The following is a 19974-nucleotide window of genomic DNA, read 5'->3' as shown; positions in this document are numbered from 1 at the left end:
AGTTTCGAAGTCAATACCCGATGTCGTGTGACTTTATGAGCACGGCAGGCCTACATGACTTCAACACTTGAACGGACCGTTAGCGCAGTCGCTGACTGATGACCTTGGATACCCCGTCGCCCTGCATGGAAACGCCGTAGAGCGCGTCCGCGACCTCCATCGTCCGCTTCTGGTGCGTGATCACGATCAGCTGCGAGGACTCCTGGAGCTCCCGCATGATCCGGATCAGCCGCTGGAGGTTGGTGTCGTCGAGCGCCGCCTCGACCTCGTCCATCACGTAGAACGGGCTCGGCCGTGCCTTGAAGATCGACACGAGCAGCGCCACGGCGGTGAGTGAACGCTCACCGCCCGAGAGCAGCGAGAGCCGCTTGACCTTCTTGCCCGGCGGGCGGGCCTCCACCTCGACGCCCGTGGTGAGCATGTTCTCGGGATCGGTGAGGATCAGCCGGCCCTCGCCGCCCGGGAAGAGCCGCGAGAAGACACCCTCGAACTCACGGGCCGTGTCCCGGTACGCCTCGGTGAAGACCTGCTCGACCCGCAGGTCGACCTCCTTCACGACCTGAAGCAGGTCGGTCCGGGTCTTCTTCAGGTCCTCCAGCTGCTCGGACAGGAAGCGGTGCCGTTCCTCCAGGGCCGCGAACTCCTCCAGGGCCAGCGGGTTGACCTTGCCGAGCTGGTGGTACGCCCTCTCGGCGGCCCTGAGCCGCTTCTCCTGCTCCGAACGGATGAAGGGGCGCGGCCCGGCAGCCGCGCCATCGGCCTCCTCCGCCCCCTCGTCGGCCCCCTCGACGGTCGGCGACGGGGGCACGGGCTGGTCCGGACCGTACTCGGCGACGAGGGCGACCGCCTCCACCCCGAACTCGTCCAGGGCCTTCGCCTCCAACTGCTCGATCCGCAGCCGCTTCTCGGCGCCGAGGACCTCGCCCCGGTGGACGGAGTCGGTCAGCTTGTCGAGCTCGGCCTTGAGGTCCCGGCCCCGGACCCGGGCGGCCGTCAGGCCCTCCTCGCGGTCGGCGCGGGCCGCCTGGGCCGCCACCCGCTCCCGCTCGGCACGGACCAGCGACACCTCGACATGGGCCAGGAGGCTCCGGGCGCCGGCGGCGACCGCGCCCGCGACCCGCTCCTCGTGGCGCAGCCGGGCCCGCCGCTGCTCGGCACGCGCGCGTGCCTCCCGTTCGGCGCGGGCCGCCCGGTCGAGCGAATCGGCGCGGCCGGCGAGCGCCTTGACCCGCTCCTCGTGGGTACGGACCTGGAGCCGCGCCTCCATCTCGGTCTGGCGCGCGTGAGAGCCGTCGAGCGCGAGCCGGTCGCGGGCGGTGGTGTCGGGTTCCTCGTCCCCGCCGTCCCCGGACGCGACGGCCTCCTCGGCCACGAGGAGCCGTTCGGCCAGCTCCTCCGCCTCGGCGGTCGCCTTCTCCAGGGCATCCTGGGCGCGTGCGGCCGCCGCGGCGCTCCGCTCGGCCTCCCCCGCCGCCGCCCTGGCCTGCCCGGCGAGCCGCCCGAGTTCCTTGGCGACGGCCGACTTCTCGCGCTCGGCGGTACGGCGAAGGGTGTCGAGTTCCTCGACGAGTGCGGCGGCGGTACGGCGGCGCTCGTCGGCCTCGCGCTGGGCCGTGGCCGACTCCTGGCACCGTACGGCCAGTTCGTCGAGCTCGGCGGCGGCCTCGGCCACCGAGGCCTGGACTTCGAGCAGGCTCGGGGCCCCCGCGGAGCCTCCGCGCGCGAAGTGGGCCCCGAGCAGGTCGCCCTCCGCGGTGACGGCGGTCAGCGCGGGCCGGGTCCTGACCAGCTCGGCGGCCTCGTCCAGGTCTCCGACGACCACGACTCCGGCGAGCAACCGGCTGACGGCGCCCATGAGTTCGACGGGACCTCGCACGAGGTCGGCGGCGTACGGGTGCCCTTCGGCGGCCGGGCGGGGTGCCGGTTCCGGGGCTCCGGTCAGGAGCAGGGCGGCGCGGCCCGCGTCCTGCTTGCGCAGCAGCCTGAGGGCTTCGACGGCGGCGGAGGGCCCGGTGGCCGCGACCGCGTCGGCGGCGGCTCCGAGGGCGGCGGCGACGGGGATCTCGTACCCCGGGGTGACGGTGAGGAGTTCCGCCGCCGGGCCGAGGATTCCGCTGAGCCCCGCGGTGAGCAGCGCGCCGGTGCCGTCCTTGCGGCGCAGCCCGAGGGCGAGGGTGTCGTGTCGTGCGCGGGTCGCGGCGCGGCTGCGTTCGGCGGCGCCGGCGGCCTCGCGGGCGGCGCTCAGCGCGGCCTCGGCGTCGGCCAGTTCGCGACGGGCGGCCTCGTGGCGCTCCGCCTGCGCGGTGTCCGCCGCGTCGAGTCCTTCGACCTCCGCCTGGAGCTGTTCGTACTCCTCCTGGGCGGTGGCCGCCCGCTCCCCCGCCTCGTCGCGGGCGGTGGCGAGCCGGTCGATCTCGGCCTGGGCGGAGGCGGCGCGCGAGCGGGCCGCGTTGACCTGGCCGTGGAGGCGGGCGAGGCCTTCGCGCCGGTCGGCGAGGGCGCGGGCGAGGTCCTTGAGGCGGCGTTCCTCGGCGGCGAGCGCCTGTTCAAGCTCGGCGCGGTGGGCGACGGTGTCGTCGAGGGCGCGCTCGGCGGCCTCCAGGGCGGCTTCCAGTTCCGCCTCCTGCTCGCGGACCCGGGCCGCCTCCCGCTCCAGGTCCTCCGGGTCGCGGCCGCGGCGCTCCTCGGTGGGCGCGGCGGTGGCGCTCTTCACGCGCGCGTCGGCGAGGGAGACGGTGCCGCGGACGCGTTCGGCGAGCTGGGAGAGGGCGTACCAGTTCTCCTGGGCGCGCTCCAGGCGGGGCACGAGGGCGCGGGCCTCCGCTTCGAGCTCCGCCTCGCGGGCCAGCGCGGTCCGCAGCTCGTTCTCGGTGGCCTCCTTGCGGGCGAGGAGGGCCGCTTCGTCGGCGACCTCGGCGTGGAGGGCCTGCTGGAGGTGGACGAGGTCGTCGGCGAGGATGCGGAGCCGTGCGTCGCGCAGGTCGGCCTGGATGACGACGGCGCGGCGGGCGACGGCGGCCTGTCGGCCGAGGGGCTTGAGCTGGCGGCGGAGTTCGTCGGTGAGGTCCTGCACGCGCGCGAGGTTGGCCTGCATCGCGTCGAGCTTCCGCAGCGCCTTCTCCTTGCGCTTGCGGTGCTTGAGGACGCCGGCGGCCTCCTCGATGAAGGCGCGGCGGCCCATCGGGTCGGCGTGCAGCACGGAGTCGAGCTGCCCCTGTCCGACGATGACGTGCATCTCGCGTCCGATGCCGGAGTCGGAGAGCAGGTCCTGGAAGTCGAGCAGCCGGCAGGTGTCGCCGTTGATCTGGTACTCGCTGCTGCCGCCGCGGAACATGATCCGGGTGAGGGTGACCTCGGCGTAGTCGATGGGCAGCGCGCCGTCGGAGTTGTCGATGGTGAGGGAGACCTCGGCGCGGCCGAGCGGCGGGCGCCCGGTCGTGCCGGCGAAGATGACGTCCTCCATCTTGCCGCCGCGCAGCGACTTGGCGCCCTGCTCGCCCATGACCCAGGAGAGGGCGTCCACGACGTTGGACTTGCCCGATCCGTTGGGGCCCACGACACAGGTGATTCCTGGCTCGAACCGCAGGGTGGTGGCCGAGGCGAACGACTTGAATCCGCGGAGGGTCAGGGCCTTGAGGTGCACCCCGGGGACTCTACCGGGGGCCGCGCGTTTCACCTGCGAAGGCGCAGGGCAGATCCTCGGTGGAGAGGGGTGGGACGTGGGGGGAACGACGGGTGAAACAAAGAAGGGACGCCGAAGCGTCCCTTGCATGCCCGGCTGGGCCGTCCTGATCTACCGGTCGGCTCTGCCGGTCTGATGGAGCAGTCGGCCCTGCCGACGTGGATGTACCAGTCGGCTGTACCGGACCGGATGTACCGGTCGGGCTGTGCCGGCGTGAGTGTTTCCCACCTGGCCCCTCGGGGCTGGGTTGTCAGGTGAGCGCAGGCTCCGCCTGGGGTACGTCGAGGTCGATGCTGTTCAGCAGCGACTCTCCCTGGTGATGAGCGGCGGCAGCGGCAAGCGAGTCGTTCTCGGACTGGATCCGTACCAGCTCGGATTCGAGGTCCTGGACGCGCTGCTGAAGCCGTCGCATCTCGGCGAGGAGTCGCGGGTCGGAGCCGCCGACGTAACCGAGAAGCGCCTTTGCCATGATGGATGGTCCTCCACAATGAGTGACCGACCGAAGCGGTTGGGTCGTGAGGGATTCGCACCCGCGGTGCTCGGCAGTACTGCTCTGTCGTGCCCGTTCCACTGCCAAACAGCTAAGGTGCGCGGGGCTTCCAGAGTCTCACCAAAAAGTTTGACGGTCAACACGATCACGCCCCGTTCGCAGGGGCGACCGAGGAGTCCCGGGCCGCCCAGGGGGCGGCGGGGGCTCGCAGACTCGGTGCCTCAGGGCGTCGCGATCATCCTTACCGGGCAGCCTTCCACGGCGGACGCTTCTTGGCAACCACCAGGGGCTTTGCTCGTCAGACGCCTGTTACCGGCCGTCCTCCCGGCGCCCCTCTCGGTCACCGGACGGGGTCGCGGCGCGGAGGCCCTCAGCGGATGGCGAAGCTGTCGTAGCCGCCGCGCGGGGTGGCCCAGATCTCAGTGACGCCGTCCACACGCCCGGGTGTGTCGGTGGAGTGGAGCCAGGCGAGGAGACGGTGGCAATTCTCACGCGCCCCTTCGGCCACCACCTGCACACGGCCGTCGTCGAGGTTCAGGGCGAAGCCCACCAGGCCGCCGATCTCCAAGGCGTTTGCCCTGGTGAACCAGCGGAAGCCCACTCCCTGTACCCGGCCGCGCACCCAGGCGGTCATCCGTACGTCGTCGTTCATGACTGCACGCTAGCGGGCGGATTGCCCGATGAGCACTTCACCCCCGGCGCGCATGGGCTACAGTCCCGACCGAACACGCCTCACCCGTTCGGGCGCGCACTGTTCGACTGGTGGCCCGGAACGGCACCGACAGCAAAGATCAGCAAAGTTCCAGCAAAGCCCGGTCGAACCAGCACACCCAGCAGCACCAACAGAGGAAGGCAGAGCAGATGGGACGCCACCGTCGCGCCGGAGCCGCACCCGCCGCAGAAGAGTACGCGGCCGGTACGGACCGCGGGCACCGGGGTGCCCGCCGCAAGCGTCGCGGCGCGCCCGTCCGCACCGGCCTGCTCGGCGCCTCCGCCGCGGTCGCGATGGGCGCCGTCGCCGTCGCGACCGGCCTGCTGCCGGGCGGGGACACGTTCACGGTCGGCAGCGCCGGCACGACCGAGCGGCCGAGCCAGTCCCGGCAGGCCCCGGAGCTGACGACACAGGGCGGGGCCACCCAGACCCCGACGGGCGACTCCGCCTCCACCGGCGACGGCACGGGCGCGCGTACGGGATCGAGCACGGGTACGGACCGCGGCAAGGCGTCGGCCAAGCCGTCGACCACCCCGTCCACGAAGCCGACCCCGAAGGCGACGCCGACTCCGACCAAGCCGGCCGCTCCCAAGACCCCCAGGGCCACCAAGCCCGCGCAGACCGCGCCCGCGACGCCGAGGATCACGGTCGCACCCTCCACGAAGGCCCCCGCGCCGAAGCCGGACCCGACGACCGAGGCCCCGGTCGAGAAGACCTCGACCCCCTCCACCTCCGACCGGGCCGAGGCCGCCGAGGCCGAGGTCCTCCGCCTGGTCAACGTCGAGCGTGCCAAGGTGGGCTGCTCCGCCGTCAGCGCGAGCGCGCAGCTGGCCGCGCTGGCCGGGGCGTACAGCTCGGACATGGCGGCCCGCGGCTTCTTCGACCACACGGACCCGGACGGGAACACCCCGTGGGCGCGCGCCGAGAAGGCGGGCGTCTCGGGTCTGGGCGGCGAGAACATAGCCCGCGGCCAGGCGGACGCGGCGGCCGTGATGGAGTCCTGGATGAACAGCGACGGCCACCGCGCCAACATCCTGAACTGCGACTTCACCACCCTGGGCGTCGGCGTCCACTTCGGCGACGGCGGCCCTTGGTGGACGCAGAACTTCGGCTACTGAGCCCGTACGGCCACGGGCAGGGCAGGGCAGGGCAGGGCAGGGCACTAACTCATCGACAGCGCACCCCTGGAAGTAAGCGCTGCACGGGAGTACGGTGGACAGTATGACTGACGACCTCGCCTACGACGTGTTCGCGCGGGCCTGCCCCTCGCGCGGGACGCTCGAACACGTGACGGGCCGCTGGGGCGGCCTGGCGCTGGGCGCGCTGCACGACGGGACGTTCCGCTTCAACGAGCTGCGGCGACGGATCGACGGCGTCAGCGAGAAGATGCTGTCGCAGACCCTGCACGCGCTGGAGCGCGACGGTCTCGTCCACCGCGAGGCACAGCCCACCAACCCGCCGCGGGTCGACTACCGGCTCACCCCGCTCGGCCGCGAGGTCGCGGAGCGGCTGGTCGGCCTGATCGAGCTGGTGGAGGGGCGGATGCCCCAGATCGAGGCGGCCCGGGAGAGTTACGACGCGGAGCGCGCGGCTCCGGCCACCGCCTGAACCTCGGCCATCGCCTCGCGCCCCTCCCCTACAGCGTCACGCGCGGCGGGCGCTGGCAGCGCGGGCAGAAGTAGCTGGAGCGGTTCATCCAGGGCCGCCGCCGCATCGGCGTACCGCAGCGGCGACAGGGCTCGTCCTCCCGCCCGTAGGCGTCGAGGGAGCGGTCGAAGTAGCCGGACTCGCCGTTGACGTTCACGTACAGGCTGTCGAAGCTGGTGCCGCCGACGGCGAGTGCCTCGTTCATCACGTCCCTGACGTGCCCGAGGAGCTCGGCCGAGCGCGGTCGCGTCAGTGTCCCGGCCGGCCGGTCGTAGTGCAGCCGGGACCGCCAGAGTGCCTCGTCGGCGTAGATGTTGCCGACGCCGCTGATCAGCGACTGGTCGAGGAGCGCCCGCTTGACGGTCGTACGGCGCAGGCGCAGCGCGCTCAGGAAGACGGCGTCGTCGAACTCGGGGTCCAGGGGGTCGCGGGCGATGTGCCCGATGACGTCCGGCAGCCCGTCGGGGGTCTGGTCGTGGAGCGAGAGCCCGCCGAAGGTGCGCTGGTCGACGAAGCGGAGCTCGGTGCCGGCGGCGTCGTCGAAGCGGATCCGGATCCGCAGGTGCTTCTCGTCGAGGGCCTTCTCCGGCTGGACGAGCAGCTGCCCGCTCATACCGAGGTGGCCGAGAACGGAGGTCCCGGTGTCGGCCAGCGGCAGCCACAGGTACTTGCCGCGCCGCCGCGCCACCTCGAACCGCTGCCCCTTCAGCCGGGCCGCGAAGTCGGCGCCGCCCGCCAGGTGACGCCGGACGGCCCTCGGGTGGAGCACCTCGACCTCGGTCACGGTCCGCCCGGCGATCCAGCGCTCCAGACCTCGCCGTACGACCTCGACCTCGGGCAGCTCGGGCACGGCACTCCTCAGGACGTCTTCGACAGCGCTTCAACCCTACCGGGGGCCGGTACCCGGACATGCGAGAACCCCGCCCTGGGGCGGGGTTCCCGGGAAGCGACGGGTGCGGGCCGTCAGGCCGACGCCCGGTGGACGGTCGGAGAGGGGTCGGCGACCTCTCCCGTTCCCGCCTCGGCCGCGGCCTTCGCCGCCGCCGCGCGTTCGTCCGCGGCCGCGCGAATCGCGCGCCACGCGGACTCCGCCGCCTGCTGTTCCGCTTCCTTCTTGCTGCGGCCGGTGCCGGTGCCGTACGAGACACCACCGACGCGGGCGGCAGCAGTGAAGATCTTCTCGTGGTCGGGGCCCTCTTCGGAGACGAGGTACTCCGGCACGCCCAGGCCCTCGGCCGCGGTGAGCTCCTGGAGACTGGTCTTCCAGTCCAGGCCCGCACCGAGGTTCGAGGACTTCTCGATCAGCGGGTCGAAGAGCCGGTGCACCAGCTCGGACGCCGCCTCGAGGCCCTGGTCGAGATAGACCGCGCCGATCACCGCTTCAAGGGTGTCGGCGAGGATGGACGCCTTGTCCCGGCCACCCGTGCCCTCTTCGCCCCGGCCGAGCCGGATGAAGGAGCCGAGTTCGAGTTCGCGCCCCACGGCCGCCAGCGCACGCGAGTTGACCACCGCGGCCCGCAGTTTGGCCAGCTGGCCTTCCGGCAGGTCGGGGTGGGTGCGGTACAGCGTGTCCGTGACCACCAGGCCGAGCACGGAGTCCCCGAGGAACTCCAGACGCTCGTTGGTGGGCAGACCGCCGTTCTCGTACGCGAACGAACGGTGGGTCAGCGCACGCACCAGAAGGGCGGACTCGAGCTTGTAGCCGAGCCGCCCTTCCAGAAGCGTGTGGGACGAGGCATGGTCCGTCTTGTCGTCCGTCTTGCGGGACTCAGACATTGCGCCTCTCACCAGCCCAATCAGACCGAGAGGACCTGGCGCTTGTTGTAGGTGCCGCAGCTCGGGCACGCGATGTGCTGCAGCTTCGGCTCCTGGCAACGCTCACACGAAACCAGGGTGGGGACCGCAGCCTTCCACTGCGACCGGCGGTGGCGCGTGTTGCTGCGCGACATCTTCCGCTTCGGAACAGCCACGGCTACTTCTCCTGCTTCTCGGCGGCGCTTCGGACGTCCCCGTCAGAGGCTTTGCCGCTCATGTTGTCCTTCTCATCGGTTCCCAGCGAACCGGCGAGTCCCTGCAGCGCCGCCCAACGAATGTCGGCGACGTCGTGGTGGTGGTCCGGGTTCTCGTTCAGGTTGGTTCCACACTGGGAACACAGGCCTGCACAGTCCTCCCGGCACACCGGCTGCATCGGCAGTGCGAGCACCACCGCATCACGCAGCATGGGTTCGAGGTCGAACATGCCGTCCTCGAGGGGGATCATGTCCTCGTCTTCCTCGGCTTCGTCGTCCGCGGCCGCCTTCGAGCGGCCCCGGTCGTCGGAGTCGGGGTACGAGAACATCTCCTGGAAGTCCACGTCGAGCTCGAGCTCGACGGGCTCCAGACACCTTACGCACTCCCCCTCGGCCGATGCACGGGCGGTGCCTGTGACAAGCACCCCTTCCATGACCGACTCGAGACGGAGATCGATGTCCACCGGAGCGCCCTCGGGCACTCCGATCACTCCTTCGACGCCCAGGTCCCTGGGGGCCTCGATCGAACGCGAGATCCGCTGGAGGGCACCAGGACGCCGCCCCAGCTCGTGTGTGTCGAACACGAGGGGGTTGCGGTGGTCGAGGCGCGTGCTCAGGGCTCTTCCTGCTTTCGGATCGTGTCACATCGTGAGGAGGCTGCCGGAACGTGGGCAGCAAGGATCGCGGAATACGCGCGACCGAAGGGCCAGGATACTGGACGCTTCGCCCAGGGCCCAATCCGGGCCTAGGGGACCTTAGTGCCCCTGCTCGTACCGGCGCAGCTGCTCCAGATCGATCATGCTCGTGTCGAAGAAGCTGGTCTCGTCGAGCGCGGCGGTCTGCTGCTGCGGCTGGACGGGCTGCTGGTACGCGTACGGGTCCTGCTGCTGGTAGCCGTACGGGTCGGCCTGCTGCGGCTGCTGGTACGCGGCGTAGGGGTCGGGCTGCTGCTGGACCTGCTGCTGGTAGGCGGCGTACGGGTCCTGCTGCTGCGGGACCTGCTGGTACGCCGCGTACGGCTCGGGGTGGGGCTGCTGCTGGGGCTGCTGCTGAGCCGGGATCTGGACCGGCTCCGGGTCGGACAGCTCCGCGAGTCCGGCCAGGTAGTCGGCGTCGCTGGTGTGCCCACCGCCGCCGCCGAGGCCGTCCTGCGCGGCCATGTGCTCGCCCAGTGCGTCGGAGGCGATCCGGCCGTGCAGCTTCTGCCGGCCCCGCCCCACGGCCTCCAGGGTCTTGCTGAGCACGGCCTCGAAGGCGCCGAGCTTGGCGTCGACGTACTCGTCGGCCCGGTGGATCAGCGTCTGCGGGTCGGCGCTGTACTCGGGGGCGTCCTCGTCCGCGTAACCGTTCTGGTCGAGGCCCGGGCCGCGGCCGAGGAGCTTCTCGCGGCCCCGGTCGACGGAGCCGATCGTCTTGTTGAGGACGACCTCGAAGTTCGCGAGCTTGGAGTCGACGTAGTCGTCGGCCTCCGCGCGGACCTCCTCGGCCTCGCGGCGGGCCTCGGAGAGGATGCGGTCGGCCTCCTCCTGCGACTGCCGGGCGACCTGGGTGTCGGAGACGATCGAGCCGCGCTCGGCGTGGGCGGCCTCGATGATCCGCTCCGCCTCCTGGCGGGCCTGCTCGACCATGTGCTCGCGGCCGCCGATCAGCTCCTGGGCCTGGGCGAGGGAGCCGGGCAGGGCCTCCCGTACCTCTTCGAGCAGGGCGAGCAGCTCGGCCCGGTTGACCACGCAGGATGCCGACATGGGCATGGAGCGGGCGCCCTGCACGGTCGCGACGATGTCGTCGAGCTTCTTCTGTACGTCCACCGGGTGCTCGCCACTCTCTACAGCTGGATGGAGACGGACGGGACGACTGTAAGGGCAGTCGGTGTCCATCCGACACCAGGTGACGGAGCGTCAGTGGAGGTGGCCGCGCGTCACTTCTGCGCCAGGCGCTCGGTCAGACGGGTGAGCACCGCGGGGGGCACCAGGTGGGAGACATCGCCGCCCCAGGCCGCGACCTCCTTGACCAGCGAGGAGGAGAGGAAGCTGTAGGTCGGGTTGGTGGGGACGAACAGGGTCTCCACTCCCGTGAGGCCGTTGTTCATCTGCGCCATCTGCAGCTCGTAGTCGAAGTCGCTGACCGCGCGAAGGCCCTTGACGATGGCGGGGATGTCGCGCTGCTTGCAGAAGTCGACGAGCAGCCCGTGGAAGGACTCCACCTCGACGTTGCCGAGGTCGGCGGTCACCTCGCGGATCAGCTCGATCCGCTCGTCGACCGTGAACAGGCCCTTCTTCGACTGGTTGATCATCACCGCGACATGTACGACGTCGTACAGCTTGGAGGCGCGGGCGATGATGTCGAGGTGTCCGTTGGTGATGGGGTCGAATGACCCCGGACAGACGGCGCGGCGCAACGTGGGTCCCTCGCTCTCCGGTCCGGTCATCGTGCGTCTTCGCACGTAGAGGCGGCGCGACCGTACCAAAACGTTCCCTCGCCGTAACGACGGGCCCGCAGTGGTTCGAAACCGGCCGGCCAGCCGAATTCCCCGCCTCTGGTGCTGCGCTCCACGGTGACGAGGGCGTCGTCCGTGAGCCAGCCCCCCGAGCGGAGTGTGAGGAGTATCTCGCGAAGATCGTCGTCGGAGACGGCGTAAGGCGGGTCCAGGAAGACCAGGTCGTACGGCTCGGCCGGCGCCGGTCCCGTCACGATCTGCTCCGCTTTGCCGGTACGGAGTTCGGCGCCGGGCAGCCCGATCGACCGGATGTTGTCCCGGATCGTCTTCGCGGCGCGCGGCTCCGCCTCGACGAGCAGGGCGTGGGCGGCGCCCCGGGAGAGCGCTTCGAGGCCGACGGCGCCGGAGCCCGCGTACAGGTCGGCGACGCGCGAACCGGCCAGGCCGTGGAACGCCTCCCAGGTGGAGAAGAGGCCCTCGCGCGCCCGGTCGGAGGTGGGGCGGGTGCCGTTGCCGGGCGGCACGGCCAGGCGGCGCCCGCCGGCGGTGCCGGCGATCACGCGGGTCATCGGTGTCCTCGTTCTCCATGGGCCATTGCGGTAAGCAACAGCTTAGGGCGGCGGCCGCCACCCCGCGTCAGCCCTTCTCCAGGTACTCCTCCCTGTCCTTGTCGAGGAGGGCGTCGAGCGCGGTGCGCAGCCCCGGGTGGGCGGTGAGGTCGGGGTCGGTGAGGACGAGGGCGGTGGCCTCCTCGCGGGCGGCGGTGATGACCTCCTCGTCGTCGATGACGGTGAGCACCCGCAGGGAGGAGCGGACGCCGGACTGGGCCTGGCCGAGGACGTCGCCCTCGCGTCGCTGTTCGAGGTCGATACGGGAGAGCTCGAAGCCGTCGAGGGTGGCGGCGACGGCGCCGAGGCGCTGCCGGGCGGGGGTCGCCTCGGGCATCTCGCTGACGAGGAGGCAGAGGCCGGGGGCGGAGCCGCGGCCGACGCGGCCGCGCAGCTGGTGGAGCTGGGAGACGCCGAAGCGGTCCGCGTCCATGATCACCATGGCGGTGGCGTTGGGGACGTTGACGCCGACCTCGATGACGGTGGTGGCGACGAGGACGTCGAGCTCGCCCGCGGCGAAGCGGCGCATCACGTCGTCCTTGTCGTCGGGGTGCATCCTGCCGTGGAGGACGGCGATCCGCAGGCCGGTGAGGGGGCCGGTGCGGAGCTTCTCGGCGACGTCGAGGACGGCGAGCGGCGGGCGTTTCTCGGCCTCGTCCTCGGCGGACGCCTTGGACTTCTTCTTCTGGTCCTCCTCGTCACCGATGCGCGGGCAGACCACGTACGCCTGGTGTCCCTTCTCGACCTCCTCGCGGACCCGCTCCCACGCGCGCGTGAGGAAGTGCGGTTTGTCGGCGGCGGGGACGACATGGCTGGCGATCGGGGAGCGTCCGGCGGGCAGCTGGTCGAGGACGGAGGTCTCCAGGTCTCCGAAGACCGTCATGGCGACCGTGCGCGGGATGGGCGTGGCGGTCATGACGAGGAGGTGCGGCGGCTGCTTTCCCTTGCTCCTGAGGGCGTCGCGCTGCTCGACGCCGAAGCGGTGCTGCTCGTCGACGACGACCAGGCCCAGGTCGTGGAACTGGACCTTGTCCTCGATCAGCGCGTGCGTGCCGATGACGAGGCCCGCCTCCCCTGTGACCAGGTCGAGGAGTGCCTGCCGGCGTGCGGGGACGCCCATGGAGCCGGTGAGCAGGACGACCTTGGTGGCCCGCTCGGCGCCGCCGAGCATCCCTCCCTGGGCGAGCTCGCCCATCATCTCGGTGACCGAGCGGTGGTGCTGCTGGGCGAGGACCTCGGTGGGGGCGAGCATGGCGGCCTGCCCCCCGGAGTCGACGACGGCGAGCATGGCGCGCAGCGCCACCATCGTCTTGCCGCTGCCGACCTCGCCCTGGAGGAGGCGGTGCATGGGGTGCTCGGTGGCGAGGTCGTCGAAGATCTCCTTGGAGACCTTCTTCTGGCCGTCGGTGAGGGTGAAGGGGAGCTTGGCGTCGAAGGCGTCGAGGATGCCGTCGGGGACGGGACGCCGGGCGACGGCGGGGAGTTGGGTGTCGGCGTGCCGGCGGCGGGCGAGGGCGACCTGGAGGACGAAGGCCTCGTCCCACTTGAGGCGCTCGCGGGCGGTGGCGATGTCGGCCTTGGTACGGGGCCGGTGGATCAGGCGCAGGGCTTCGGGGAGCTCGGCGAGGCCGCGGCCCTCGCGGAGGGCGTCGGGGAGCGGGTCGACGGCGTCGACGGCGCTGGGCAGGACGGCGTCGACGGCCTTGGCGATCTTCCAGGACTCCAGCTTGGTGGTGGCAGGGTAGATCGGGATGAGGGCGCCGGCCCAGACGTCCACGGCTTCCTCGCTGTCGCCGCGGAGGAGTTCGTACGACGGGTGGGCGAGCTGGAGGCGCCGGTTGAAGAGCGAGACCTTGCCGGCGAACATCGCCCGGGTGCCCGGCAGCAGGTCCTTGTGCGGCTTGTGCACGCCCTTGCCGAAGAACACCAGTTGGAGGCGGCCGCTGCCGTCGGTGATGGTCACTTCGAGGCGCTGGCCGCGCCCCTTGGAGCCGTTGAAGGTGAGCACACGGGCGTCGGCGACCTGGGCGACCACGGTGACGTGCTCGTCGAGCGGCAGGTCGGAGAGGGTGGTCAGCTCCCCTCGCTCGGCGTACCGGCGGGGGTAGTGGTGGAGCAGGTCACCGACCGTGTGCAGGTCGAGTGCCTCGGCCATGACCTTGGCGGTGGCGGGGCCGAGGGACTTCTTGAGTGGTTCGTCGAGCGCGGGCACGCGTTCCATTGCACACCACGGGACCGACAGTCGTGGTCATTCCACCCCGATGAGCAGCGGTGGGGCCCCCGCGCCCGCGTGGTACGTGAGGGTGTCGACGGCCAGGTAGCCGCTCCGGACGTGGCGTTCCAGGTCGGGGGCGAGCCCGGGCGGGGCGTCGTCGGCGACGACGAGGGTGACGAGTTCGCCGCCGGCGGACAGCATCCGGTCGAGCACCGTGCGGGCGGTCTCGGTGAGGTCCTCGCCGATGACGGCGACGTCGCCCTCGATGAGGCCGAGGACGTCGCCGGCCTGGCAGACGCCCGCGGAGGTGAAGGACTGCCGTTCGGCGACGGCGAGTTCGGCGTAGCGGGTGGCGCCGGCGGCCGCGGTCATGGCGACGACGTCCTCGTCGAAGCGCCGGTCGGGTTCGTGGACGGCGAGGGCGGCGATGCCCTGGACGGCGGCCCGGGTCGGGATGAGGGCGACGCGGATGCCCTCGGCCCTGGCGCGTTCGGCGGCGGCGACGGCCGTCTGCCGCAGGTCGCTGTCGTTGGGCAGGAGGACGACCTCGCGCGCGTGGGCCCGGCGGATGGCGTCGAGGAGTTCGTCGCCGGCGGGCGGTTCGCCCGGCAGGGTCCGTACGGTGGTCGCGCCCGCCTCGGCGCACAGCCCGGCGAGGCCCTCGCCGGGGACGACGGCGACGACGGCGCGCTGGGCGCGCTCGCCCGGGCCGGGGGTCGCGGCCGTATCGGCCGCGAAGTGGGTGATCCGGATGCGGTGCGGCCGGCCGGCCTCGACGCCGGCCTCGACGGCGGCGCCCGCGTCGTCGACGTGCACATGGACGTTCCACAGGCCGTCGCCGCCGACGACGACGAGGGACTCCCCCAGGGCGTCGAGCCGGGCCCGCAGCAGCTCCACGGCGGCTTCCCCGGCCTCCAGGAGGTAGATCACCTCGTAGGCGGGCCCGCCCTCGGTGGGGCACTCCTCGCGGGGGGCGTACGGGACGGCGGCCGTGTCGGCGGGGGGCGGGGCCTGTCCGGTGACGGTCTCCAGGAGGGCGCCGAGGACCGTCACCAGGCCCCGGCCGCCGGCGTCGACGACCCCCGCGCGTGCGAGGACGTCCAGTTGCCCCGAGGTGGCGGCGAGGGCGGTCCTGGCCCCTTCGTGGGCGTTCCTCGCCACCTCCACGAGTCCGCCGCCGGAGGCGCAGGCCGCGGCCGCGGCCCCCGCGACGGTGAGGATGGTGCCCTCCACGGGGTGGGCGACGGCCCGTCGCGCCGCGCTCGCGGCCTCGGCGAGGGCGCGGGCGAGGTGAGCACCGTCACACCCCTCGGCGAGCACCCCGGCCATGCCGCGCAGGAGCTGGGAGAGGATGGTTCCGGAGTTGCCGCGGGCGCCGAGCAGGGCGCCGTGCGCCATGGCCCGTACGGTCTCTGCGGTGTCGGGCGCGGAGGCGGCGAAGACGGCCTCGACGGCCTGGTGGGCGGCTTCCGCCGTCAGGTAGAGATTGGTGCCGGTGTCCCCGTCGGCCACGGGGTAGACGTTGATCGCGTCGATCTCCTCGCGCTCCCGGCCGAGCGCGTCGAGCGTCCGCGCGCACCAGGACCTGACCGCTTCCGCGTCGAGCTCGACGAGCTCCTCGAAGGGCTGAAGGGCTCGCGACAACGGGGGTCCTCCTTCGGCGGTGAGCTCACCGCAGGGTAGAGCCCGGGGACTCCCTCCCCCAAGCTCTCGGCTTCGCTCGACCAGGGGGGACCCCCAGTGACCAGGGCCCGGGACGGGGTCCGAGCGGATCGTGGTAGTTTCGTTCCACCGAGGCAGGCGTTGTATGCTGCTTCGGTTGCCCGGTTCACACCGGGCCGTCCCCCGGCAAGCCACTTCAGACTCCTGATTCCGGTGCGCCGGAATTCACTGTAAATCCTGAAGCTTTTGGAGTGACCCGTGGCTGCCAACTGCGACGTCTGCGGCAAGGGGCCGGGCTTCGGCAACAACATTTCGCACTCGCACCGCCGTACGTCCCGTCGCTGGAACCCGAACATCCAGCGCGTGCGTGCCGTGGTCGGTCGGACGCCGAAGCGGCTCAACGTCTGCACCTCGTGCATCAAGGCCGGCAAGGTCTCGCGCTAATCGCGACGTTCTGTCGTAGCGCAGCCCCTGCGGTTGCCTTGAAAGGCCGGTTCACCTAGGTGAACCGGCCTTTTGCCATGCCCGGACGCGGACGGGTCCCGCCGGCCCGGGGGCCCGGCGGGGTCCTCAGGTCCTGAACCGCCAGCCGTGGTCGACCGGGCCGATGCCCGAGCCCAGGGCGAACCCGGCGCCTATGGCCCCGGTCACGTACTCCTTGGCCTGCCGCACCGCGTCCGGCACCCCGAGCCCCTTGGCGAGCCCGGCGGCCGTCGCCGAGGCGAGCGTGCAGCCCGTCCCGTGGGTGTGCCGGTTGTCGTGGCGCGGGGCGCGCAGCCAGTGCTCATCGGAGCCGTCCGTGAGCAGGTCGACGGCCTCCTCGCCCGTGGGCAGGTGCCCGCCCTTGATCAGGACCCAGCGCGGCCCGTACGACAGGATCGCCTCCGCGGCGGTCCGCATGTCGCTCTCGTGGACGACGTGCACGCCCGTGAGCTGCGCCACCTCGTCCAGGTTGGGGGTGGCGACGGTCGCCCGGGGCAGCAGCCTCTCGCGTACGGAGTCGAGCGCGGTCTCGGCGAGCAGCGGGTCCCCGTGCTTGGAGACGCCGACCGGGTCGACGACGACCTGGGCGGCGGTGTCCGCGAGCAGGTCGGCGACGGTCTCCACGAGCGCCGCCGTGGCCAGCATGCCGGTCTTGACCGCCTGGACGCCGATGTCGTCGACGACGGCCCGGTACTGGGCGCGGACGGCCTCCACCGGCAGCTCCCAGACGCCCTGGACGCCCCGCGAGTTCTGCGCGGTGACGGCGGTGAGCACGCTCATGCCGTGGACGCCGAGCGCGAGCATCGTCTTCAGGTCGGCCTGGATGCCGGCGCCGCCGCCGGAGTCGGAGCCGGCGACGGTCAGCACCAGCGGAGGCCGGGACGTCATTCCGTCTCCCCGAAGTGGTCCCAGCCGCCCACGCTGTGCCAGGGGGCGCCGTCCACGGTGACCTGCGGCAGCGCGGAGGGGTTGAGGACCTCCCCGATGACCTTCCAGCGGGCGGGGAGTTTCACGTCCGGCGGGAAGGTGGCCACGATGGCGTGGTCCTCTCCCCCGGTGAGCACCCACTGCATGGGGTCGACGCCGACGGCCTGGCCGATGTCGTTCATCTGGGTGGGGATGTCGATGAGCCCCGAGCGCAGGTCGATGCGGACCTTGCTGGCCTCGGCGATGTGGCCGAGGTCGGCGATGAGGCCGTCGCTGACGTCGCACATGGCGGTGGCGCCGAGACCGGCGGCGGCGGGACCCGCGTGGTACGGCGGTTCGGGCCTGCGGTGGGCCTCGACGAAGGCGCGCGGGGAGCGGAAGCCACGGGAGAGGACCGCGTACCCGGCGGCGGACCAGCCGAGCCAGCCGGTGTAGGCGACGACGTCGCCGGGCTGGGCGCCGCCCCGGGTGACCGGGTCGTGGTTGCGGAGGTCGCCGAGGGCGGTGATGGAGACCATGATCGTGTCGCCGCGGACGACGTCGCCGCCGACCACCGCCGCGCCCGCGACCTGACATTCGTCGCGCAGGCCGTCCATGAGTTCGGTGGGCCAGGTGACGGGCAGTTCGGCGGGGACGACGAGGCCGAGGAGGAGCGCGGTGGGGACCGCGCCCATGGCGGCGATGTCGGCGAGGTTCTGCGCCGCGGCCTTGCGGCCGACGTCGTACGCCGTCGACCAGTCGCGGCGGAAGTGACGTCCTTCGAGGAGGATGTCCGTGCTGGCCACCACGCGCCGGTCGGGTGCGGAGACGACCGCGGCGTCGTCGCCCGGCCCGATCCGTACCGCCGGGGTGGAGGTGAGCCGGGACGTGAGCTCTCTGATGAGCCCGAACTCGCCCAGCTCTCCGACTGTGCCCTTCACCGCGCCTCACCTCGTGTCTTCGTGCCGGCCGGCGGGCGGGGGCGCGTCGTCGCGCGCCGCGGGTCGCGGGCCGTCACCGTGCTGGGTACCGTCAAGTAGACCGTCAACTTCTGTCCTGCGTACGCCACCCCGGCAGTGCCCCGGGACGCGCGGGTCTCCCCGCGGCCCGTGGCGACGCGGTACCGTGGCGTCCCTTTCTCCCACAAGATCCTCGTGGTCGCCCTGGAGGTTCCGTGGTTCAGGCGTACATCCTCATCCAGACCGAGGTGGGCAAGGCGTCGATCGTCGCCGACGCCATCTCCAAGATCCCGGGGGTGCTCCAGGCCGAGGACGTGACCGGTCCGTACGACGTCATCGTCCGCGCGCAGGCGGACACGGTCGACGAGCTCGGCCGCATGGTGGTCGCCAAGGTCCAGCAAGTGGACGGCATCACGCGCACCCTCACCTGCCCGGTCGTTCATCTGTAGCCCCCGTCTACGCTTGGCCGGTGATGTCTTCGCACCGGCCCTTCGGCCTGCCCGCCGCCGTGACGGCCGCCGTATCGCTGCTGGCCGCCGCCGGCTGCTCCTCGTCGGACGCCGAGGCGTCCGTCGTGGTTCCCCGTCCCCCCGCGGCGGAGGCCGCCTTCTGCCAGGCCTTGGCGAAGGAGCTTCCCGACACCGTGGCGGGTCTTGAGCGGAGTGACCCGGAGCCCGGCTCCGAGCTGACCGCCGGCTGGGGCGACGGTGCGATCGTACTGCGCTGCGGGGTGCCCCGGCCCGAAAAGATGAGCGACCCCAAGGCGCAGGGCATCGAGGCGAACGGCGTGAACTGGATGCTGGAGCGCCCGGAGGGCAGCGGGCCCCGTCTCACCTCGACGTACCGCAAGGCGTACGTCGAGGTGACGCTCGACGAGCGGTACGCGCACGATGTGACGCCGCTCGCCGATCTCGCCGCTCCCGTACGGAAGACCGTGCCGCCGAGCCTCTGAGAGGCCGGGGCACGGTCTTTCCGGGTGCTGTCCCGTCCGGCCGGGTCCGGTCAGCGCAGGCCCGTGGAGCGGTTCAGCGCGGCCTGGATGAGCCGGTCGACCAGCTCCGAGTAGCCGACGCCGCTCTCCTGCCACATGCGCGGGTACATGGAGATGGGCGTGAAGCCCGGCATGGTGTTGATCTCGTTGATGACGAAGTCGCCGTCCTCGGTGAGGAAGAAGTCGGCGCGGACCAGGCCCTCGCAGGAGACGGCCTCGTAGGCGGCGACGGCCAGACGCTGGACCTCGGCGGTGGCCTCGTCCCCGATCGGGGCGGGCACGATGCCGGAGGCCGAGTCGATGTACTTGGCCTCGAAGTCGTAGAAGTCGTGGTCGGTGACCGGCGGGATCTCGGCCGGCACGCTGGCGCGGGGGCCGTCCTCGAACTCCAGGACGCCGCACTCGATCTCGCGGCCGCGCAGCAGCGACTCGACGAGGATCTTGGGGTCGTGGCGGCGGGCCTCCTCGATGGCCTCGTCGAGGCCGGAGAGGTCGTCGACCTTGGTGATGCCCATGGACGAGCCGCCGCGGGCCGGCTTCACGAAGAGCGGCCAGCCGTGGTCGGCGGCGAACTCGACGATCTTCTTACGGGCGGCGGCCGGGTTCTGCTCCCACTCGCGGGGCCGGATGACCTCGTACGGGCCGACCGGGAGACCGAAGGAGACGAAGACCCGCTTCATGTACTCCTTGTCCTGGCCGACGGCGGAGGCGAGGACGCCCGCGCCGACGTAGGGGACGCCGGAGAGCTCCAGGAGGCCCTGGAGGGTGCCGTCCTCGCCGTACGGGCCGTGGAGCATCGGGAAGACCACGTCGACCTCGCCCAGCGCCCTGGGCACGGAGCCCGGCTCGCTGAGGACGACCTCGCGGTTGGCGGGGTCGACGGAGAGGACGACGCCGCCCTCCGTCGACTCGGCCAGGTCGGCGACGTTCGGCAGGGCGCGGTCGGCGATGGCCATGCGCTCGGGGGCGTCGGCGGTGAGCGCCCAGCGCCCGTCCGTCGTGATGCCGATGGGCAGCACGTCGTACTTGTCCCGGTCGATGGCGCTCAGGACGGCGCCCGCCGTGACGACGGAGATGGCGTGCTCGGAGCTGCGTCCGCCGAAGACGACGGCCACGCGCGGCTTACGGGGGCTCTGGGTGTTCTCGCTCATATCGCGATGAGCGTACCTTGCG

20 protein-coding genes are annotated in these 19974 nt (G+C 72.0%); 5 read left to right on the top strand and 15 right to left on the bottom strand.

Annotated elements, in window-relative coordinates:
- Positions 1–79: 79 nt before the first annotated feature.
- From smc to ACIRB7_RS26470, 3 genes are all read right to left on the bottom strand, one after another.
- On the bottom strand, positions 80–3643 hold the full coding sequence (gene smc / locus ACIRB7_RS26480) for a chromosome segregation protein SMC (RefSeq protein ID WP_403603191.1): 3564 nt from the start codon (positions 3641–3643) through the stop codon (positions 80–82).
- 289 nt (positions 3644–3932) lie between these two features.
- The gene (locus ACIRB7_RS26475) at positions 3933–4151 is read right to left on the bottom strand and encodes a hypothetical protein (protein ID WP_030206333.1); all 219 of its coding nucleotides are present in this window, start codon (positions 4149–4151) and stop codon (positions 3933–3935) included.
- Between the two features lie 391 nt (positions 4152–4542).
- Positions 4543–4824 (bottom strand): acylphosphatase, encoded by a 282-nt coding sequence (locus ACIRB7_RS26470; RefSeq protein WP_403603189.1) that lies wholly within the window; start codon positions 4822–4824, stop codon positions 4543–4545.
- 209 nt (positions 4825–5033) lie between these two features.
- On the opposite strand from ACIRB7_RS26470, the gene ACIRB7_RS26465 reads away from it, so the two are divergent.
- Positions 5034–6002 carry a CAP domain-containing protein gene (locus ACIRB7_RS26465; RefSeq protein WP_403603187.1) on the top strand — a complete coding sequence of 323 codons (969 nt, stop codon included), beginning with the start codon at positions 5034–5036 and terminating at the stop codon, positions 6000–6002.
- Positions 6003–6105: 103 nt separating this feature from the next.
- Positions 6106–6492 (top strand): winged helix-turn-helix transcriptional regulator, encoded by a 387-nt coding sequence (locus ACIRB7_RS26460; protein WP_403603185.1) that lies wholly within the window; start codon positions 6106–6108, stop codon positions 6490–6492.
- A gap of 28 nt (positions 6493–6520) precedes the next feature.
- Here ACIRB7_RS26460 and mutM read toward each other — a convergent pair whose 3' ends face one another.
- From mutM to ACIRB7_RS26415, 9 genes are all read right to left on the bottom strand, one after another.
- Complete coding sequence (gene mutM / locus ACIRB7_RS26455; RefSeq protein WP_403603183.1) at positions 6521–7381, bottom strand: bifunctional DNA-formamidopyrimidine glycosylase/DNA-(apurinic or apyrimidinic site) lyase; 861 nt, start codon at positions 7379–7381, stop codon at positions 6521–6523.
- Positions 7382–7494: 113 nt separating this feature from the next.
- The gene (rnc, locus tag ACIRB7_RS26450) at positions 7495–8307 is read right to left on the bottom strand and encodes a ribonuclease III (protein ID WP_403603181.1); all 813 of its coding nucleotides are present in this window, start codon (positions 8305–8307) and stop codon (positions 7495–7497) included.
- Between the two features lie 20 nt (positions 8308–8327).
- Positions 8328–8501: a 50S ribosomal protein L32 gene (rpmF, locus tag ACIRB7_RS26445; RefSeq protein WP_015036448.1), complete on the bottom strand. Its 174-nt coding sequence runs from the start codon at positions 8499–8501 to the stop codon at positions 8328–8330.
- A gap of 2 nt (positions 8502–8503) precedes the next feature.
- Positions 8504–9157 carry a YceD family protein gene (locus ACIRB7_RS26440; RefSeq protein WP_403603282.1) on the bottom strand — a complete coding sequence of 218 codons (654 nt, stop codon included), beginning with the start codon at positions 9155–9157 and terminating at the stop codon, positions 8504–8506.
- Positions 9158–9295: 138 nt separating this feature from the next.
- Complete coding sequence (locus ACIRB7_RS26435; protein WP_403603179.1) at positions 9296–10348, bottom strand: ATP synthase F0 subunit B; 1053 nt, start codon at positions 10346–10348, stop codon at positions 9296–9298.
- Between the two features lie 110 nt (positions 10349–10458).
- The gene (coaD, locus tag ACIRB7_RS26430; RefSeq protein WP_351215036.1) at positions 10459–10938 is read right to left on the bottom strand and encodes a pantetheine-phosphate adenylyltransferase; all 480 of its coding nucleotides are present in this window, start codon (positions 10936–10938) and stop codon (positions 10459–10461) included.
- A gap of 26 nt (positions 10939–10964) precedes the next feature.
- Complete coding sequence (gene rsmD / locus ACIRB7_RS26425; RefSeq protein ID WP_403603177.1) at positions 10965–11546, bottom strand: 16S rRNA (guanine(966)-N(2))-methyltransferase RsmD; 582 nt, start codon at positions 11544–11546, stop codon at positions 10965–10967.
- 67 nt (positions 11547–11613) lie between these two features.
- Positions 11614–13806, bottom strand: a complete 2193-nt coding sequence (gene recG, locus ACIRB7_RS26420) for an ATP-dependent DNA helicase RecG (RefSeq protein WP_403603175.1) — start codon at positions 13804–13806, stop codon at positions 11614–11616.
- Between the two features lie 27 nt (positions 13807–13833).
- Entirely contained in the window at positions 13834–15444 is a 1611-nt protein-coding gene (locus tag ACIRB7_RS26415) for a DAK2 domain-containing protein (RefSeq protein WP_403603173.1), read from the bottom strand.
- A gap of 276 nt (positions 15445–15720) precedes the next feature.
- On the opposite strand from ACIRB7_RS26415, the gene rpmB reads away from it, so the two are divergent.
- On the top strand, positions 15721–15906 hold the full coding sequence (gene rpmB, locus ACIRB7_RS26410; protein WP_003957616.1) for a 50S ribosomal protein L28: 186 nt from the start codon (positions 15721–15723) through the stop codon (positions 15904–15906).
- A 126-nt stretch (positions 15907–16032) separates the two neighbouring features.
- On the opposite strand, the gene thiD is transcribed toward rpmB, so the two are convergent.
- Positions 16033–16833 (bottom strand): bifunctional hydroxymethylpyrimidine kinase/phosphomethylpyrimidine kinase, encoded by an 801-nt coding sequence (gene thiD / locus ACIRB7_RS26405; RefSeq protein ID WP_403603171.1) that lies wholly within the window; start codon positions 16831–16833, stop codon positions 16033–16035.
- Positions 16830–17792, bottom strand: a complete 963-nt coding sequence (locus ACIRB7_RS26400) for a thiamine-phosphate kinase (protein ID WP_073819075.1) — start codon at positions 17790–17792, stop codon at positions 16830–16832. Before ACIRB7_RS26400 ends, thiD begins: the two co-directional genes overlap by 4 nt.
- Positions 17793–18025: 233 nt before the next feature.
- Here ACIRB7_RS26400 and ACIRB7_RS26395 point away from each other — a divergent pair, with 233 nt between their 5' ends.
- Positions 18026–18259: an Lrp/AsnC ligand binding domain-containing protein gene (locus tag ACIRB7_RS26395; protein WP_351214925.1), complete on the top strand. Its 234-nt coding sequence runs from the start codon at positions 18026–18028 to the stop codon at positions 18257–18259.
- Positions 18260–18282: 23 nt separating this feature from the next.
- Complete coding sequence (locus ACIRB7_RS26390; RefSeq protein WP_403603279.1) at positions 18283–18762, top strand: DUF3515 domain-containing protein; 480 nt, start codon at positions 18283–18285, stop codon at positions 18760–18762.
- 50 nt (positions 18763–18812) lie between these two features.
- On the opposite strand, the gene ACIRB7_RS26385 is transcribed toward ACIRB7_RS26390, so the two are convergent.
- Positions 18813–19952 (bottom strand): D-alanine--D-alanine ligase family protein, encoded by a 1140-nt coding sequence (locus tag ACIRB7_RS26385; protein WP_403603168.1) that lies wholly within the window; start codon positions 19950–19952, stop codon positions 18813–18815.
- Between the last annotated feature and the right edge of the window lie 22 nt (positions 19953–19974).

The organism is Streptomyces sp. NPDC093795 (assembly GCF_044764665.1).
GTDB lineage: Bacteria > Actinomycetota > Actinomycetes > Streptomycetales > Streptomycetaceae > Streptomyces.
This window is presented reverse-complemented; position numbering and strand designations above follow the sequence as displayed.

Bases quoted from the DNA above. Each gene is read 5' to 3' on its own strand.
- ACIRB7_RS26465 (WP_403603187.1), top strand. From the start codon at position 5,034: ATGGGACGCCACCGTCGCGCCGGAGCCGCACCCGCCGCAGAAGAGTAC.
- rsmD (WP_403603177.1), bottom strand. From the start codon at position 11,546: ATGACCCGCGTGATCGCCGGCACCGCCGGCGGGCGCCGCCTGGCCGTG.
- ACIRB7_RS26390 (WP_403603279.1), top strand. From the start codon at position 18,283: ATGTCTTCGCACCGGCCCTTCGGCCTGCCCGCCGCCGTGACGGCCGCC.
- ACIRB7_RS26470 (WP_403603189.1), bottom strand. From the start codon at position 4,824: ATGAACGACGACGTACGGATGACCGCCTGGGTGCGCGGCCGGGTACAG.
- thiD (WP_403603171.1), bottom strand. From the start codon at position 16,833: ATGACGTCCCGGCCTCCGCTGGTGCTGACCGTCGCCGGCTCCGACTCC.
- rnc (WP_403603181.1), bottom strand. From the start codon at position 8,307: ATGTCTGAGTCCCGCAAGACGGACGACAAGACGGACCATGCCTCGTCC.
- ACIRB7_RS26460 (WP_403603185.1), top strand. From the start codon at position 6,106: ATGACTGACGACCTCGCCTACGACGTGTTCGCGCGGGCCTGCCCCTCG.
- recG (WP_403603175.1), bottom strand. From the start codon at position 13,806: ATGGAACGCGTGCCCGCGCTCGACGAACCACTCAAGAAGTCCCTCGGC.
- ACIRB7_RS26385 (WP_403603168.1), bottom strand. From the start codon at position 19,952: ATGAGCGAGAACACCCAGAGCCCCCGTAAGCCGCGCGTGGCCGTCGTC.
- ACIRB7_RS26475 (WP_030206333.1), bottom strand. From the start codon at position 4,151: ATGGCAAAGGCGCTTCTCGGTTACGTCGGCGGCTCCGACCCGCGACTC.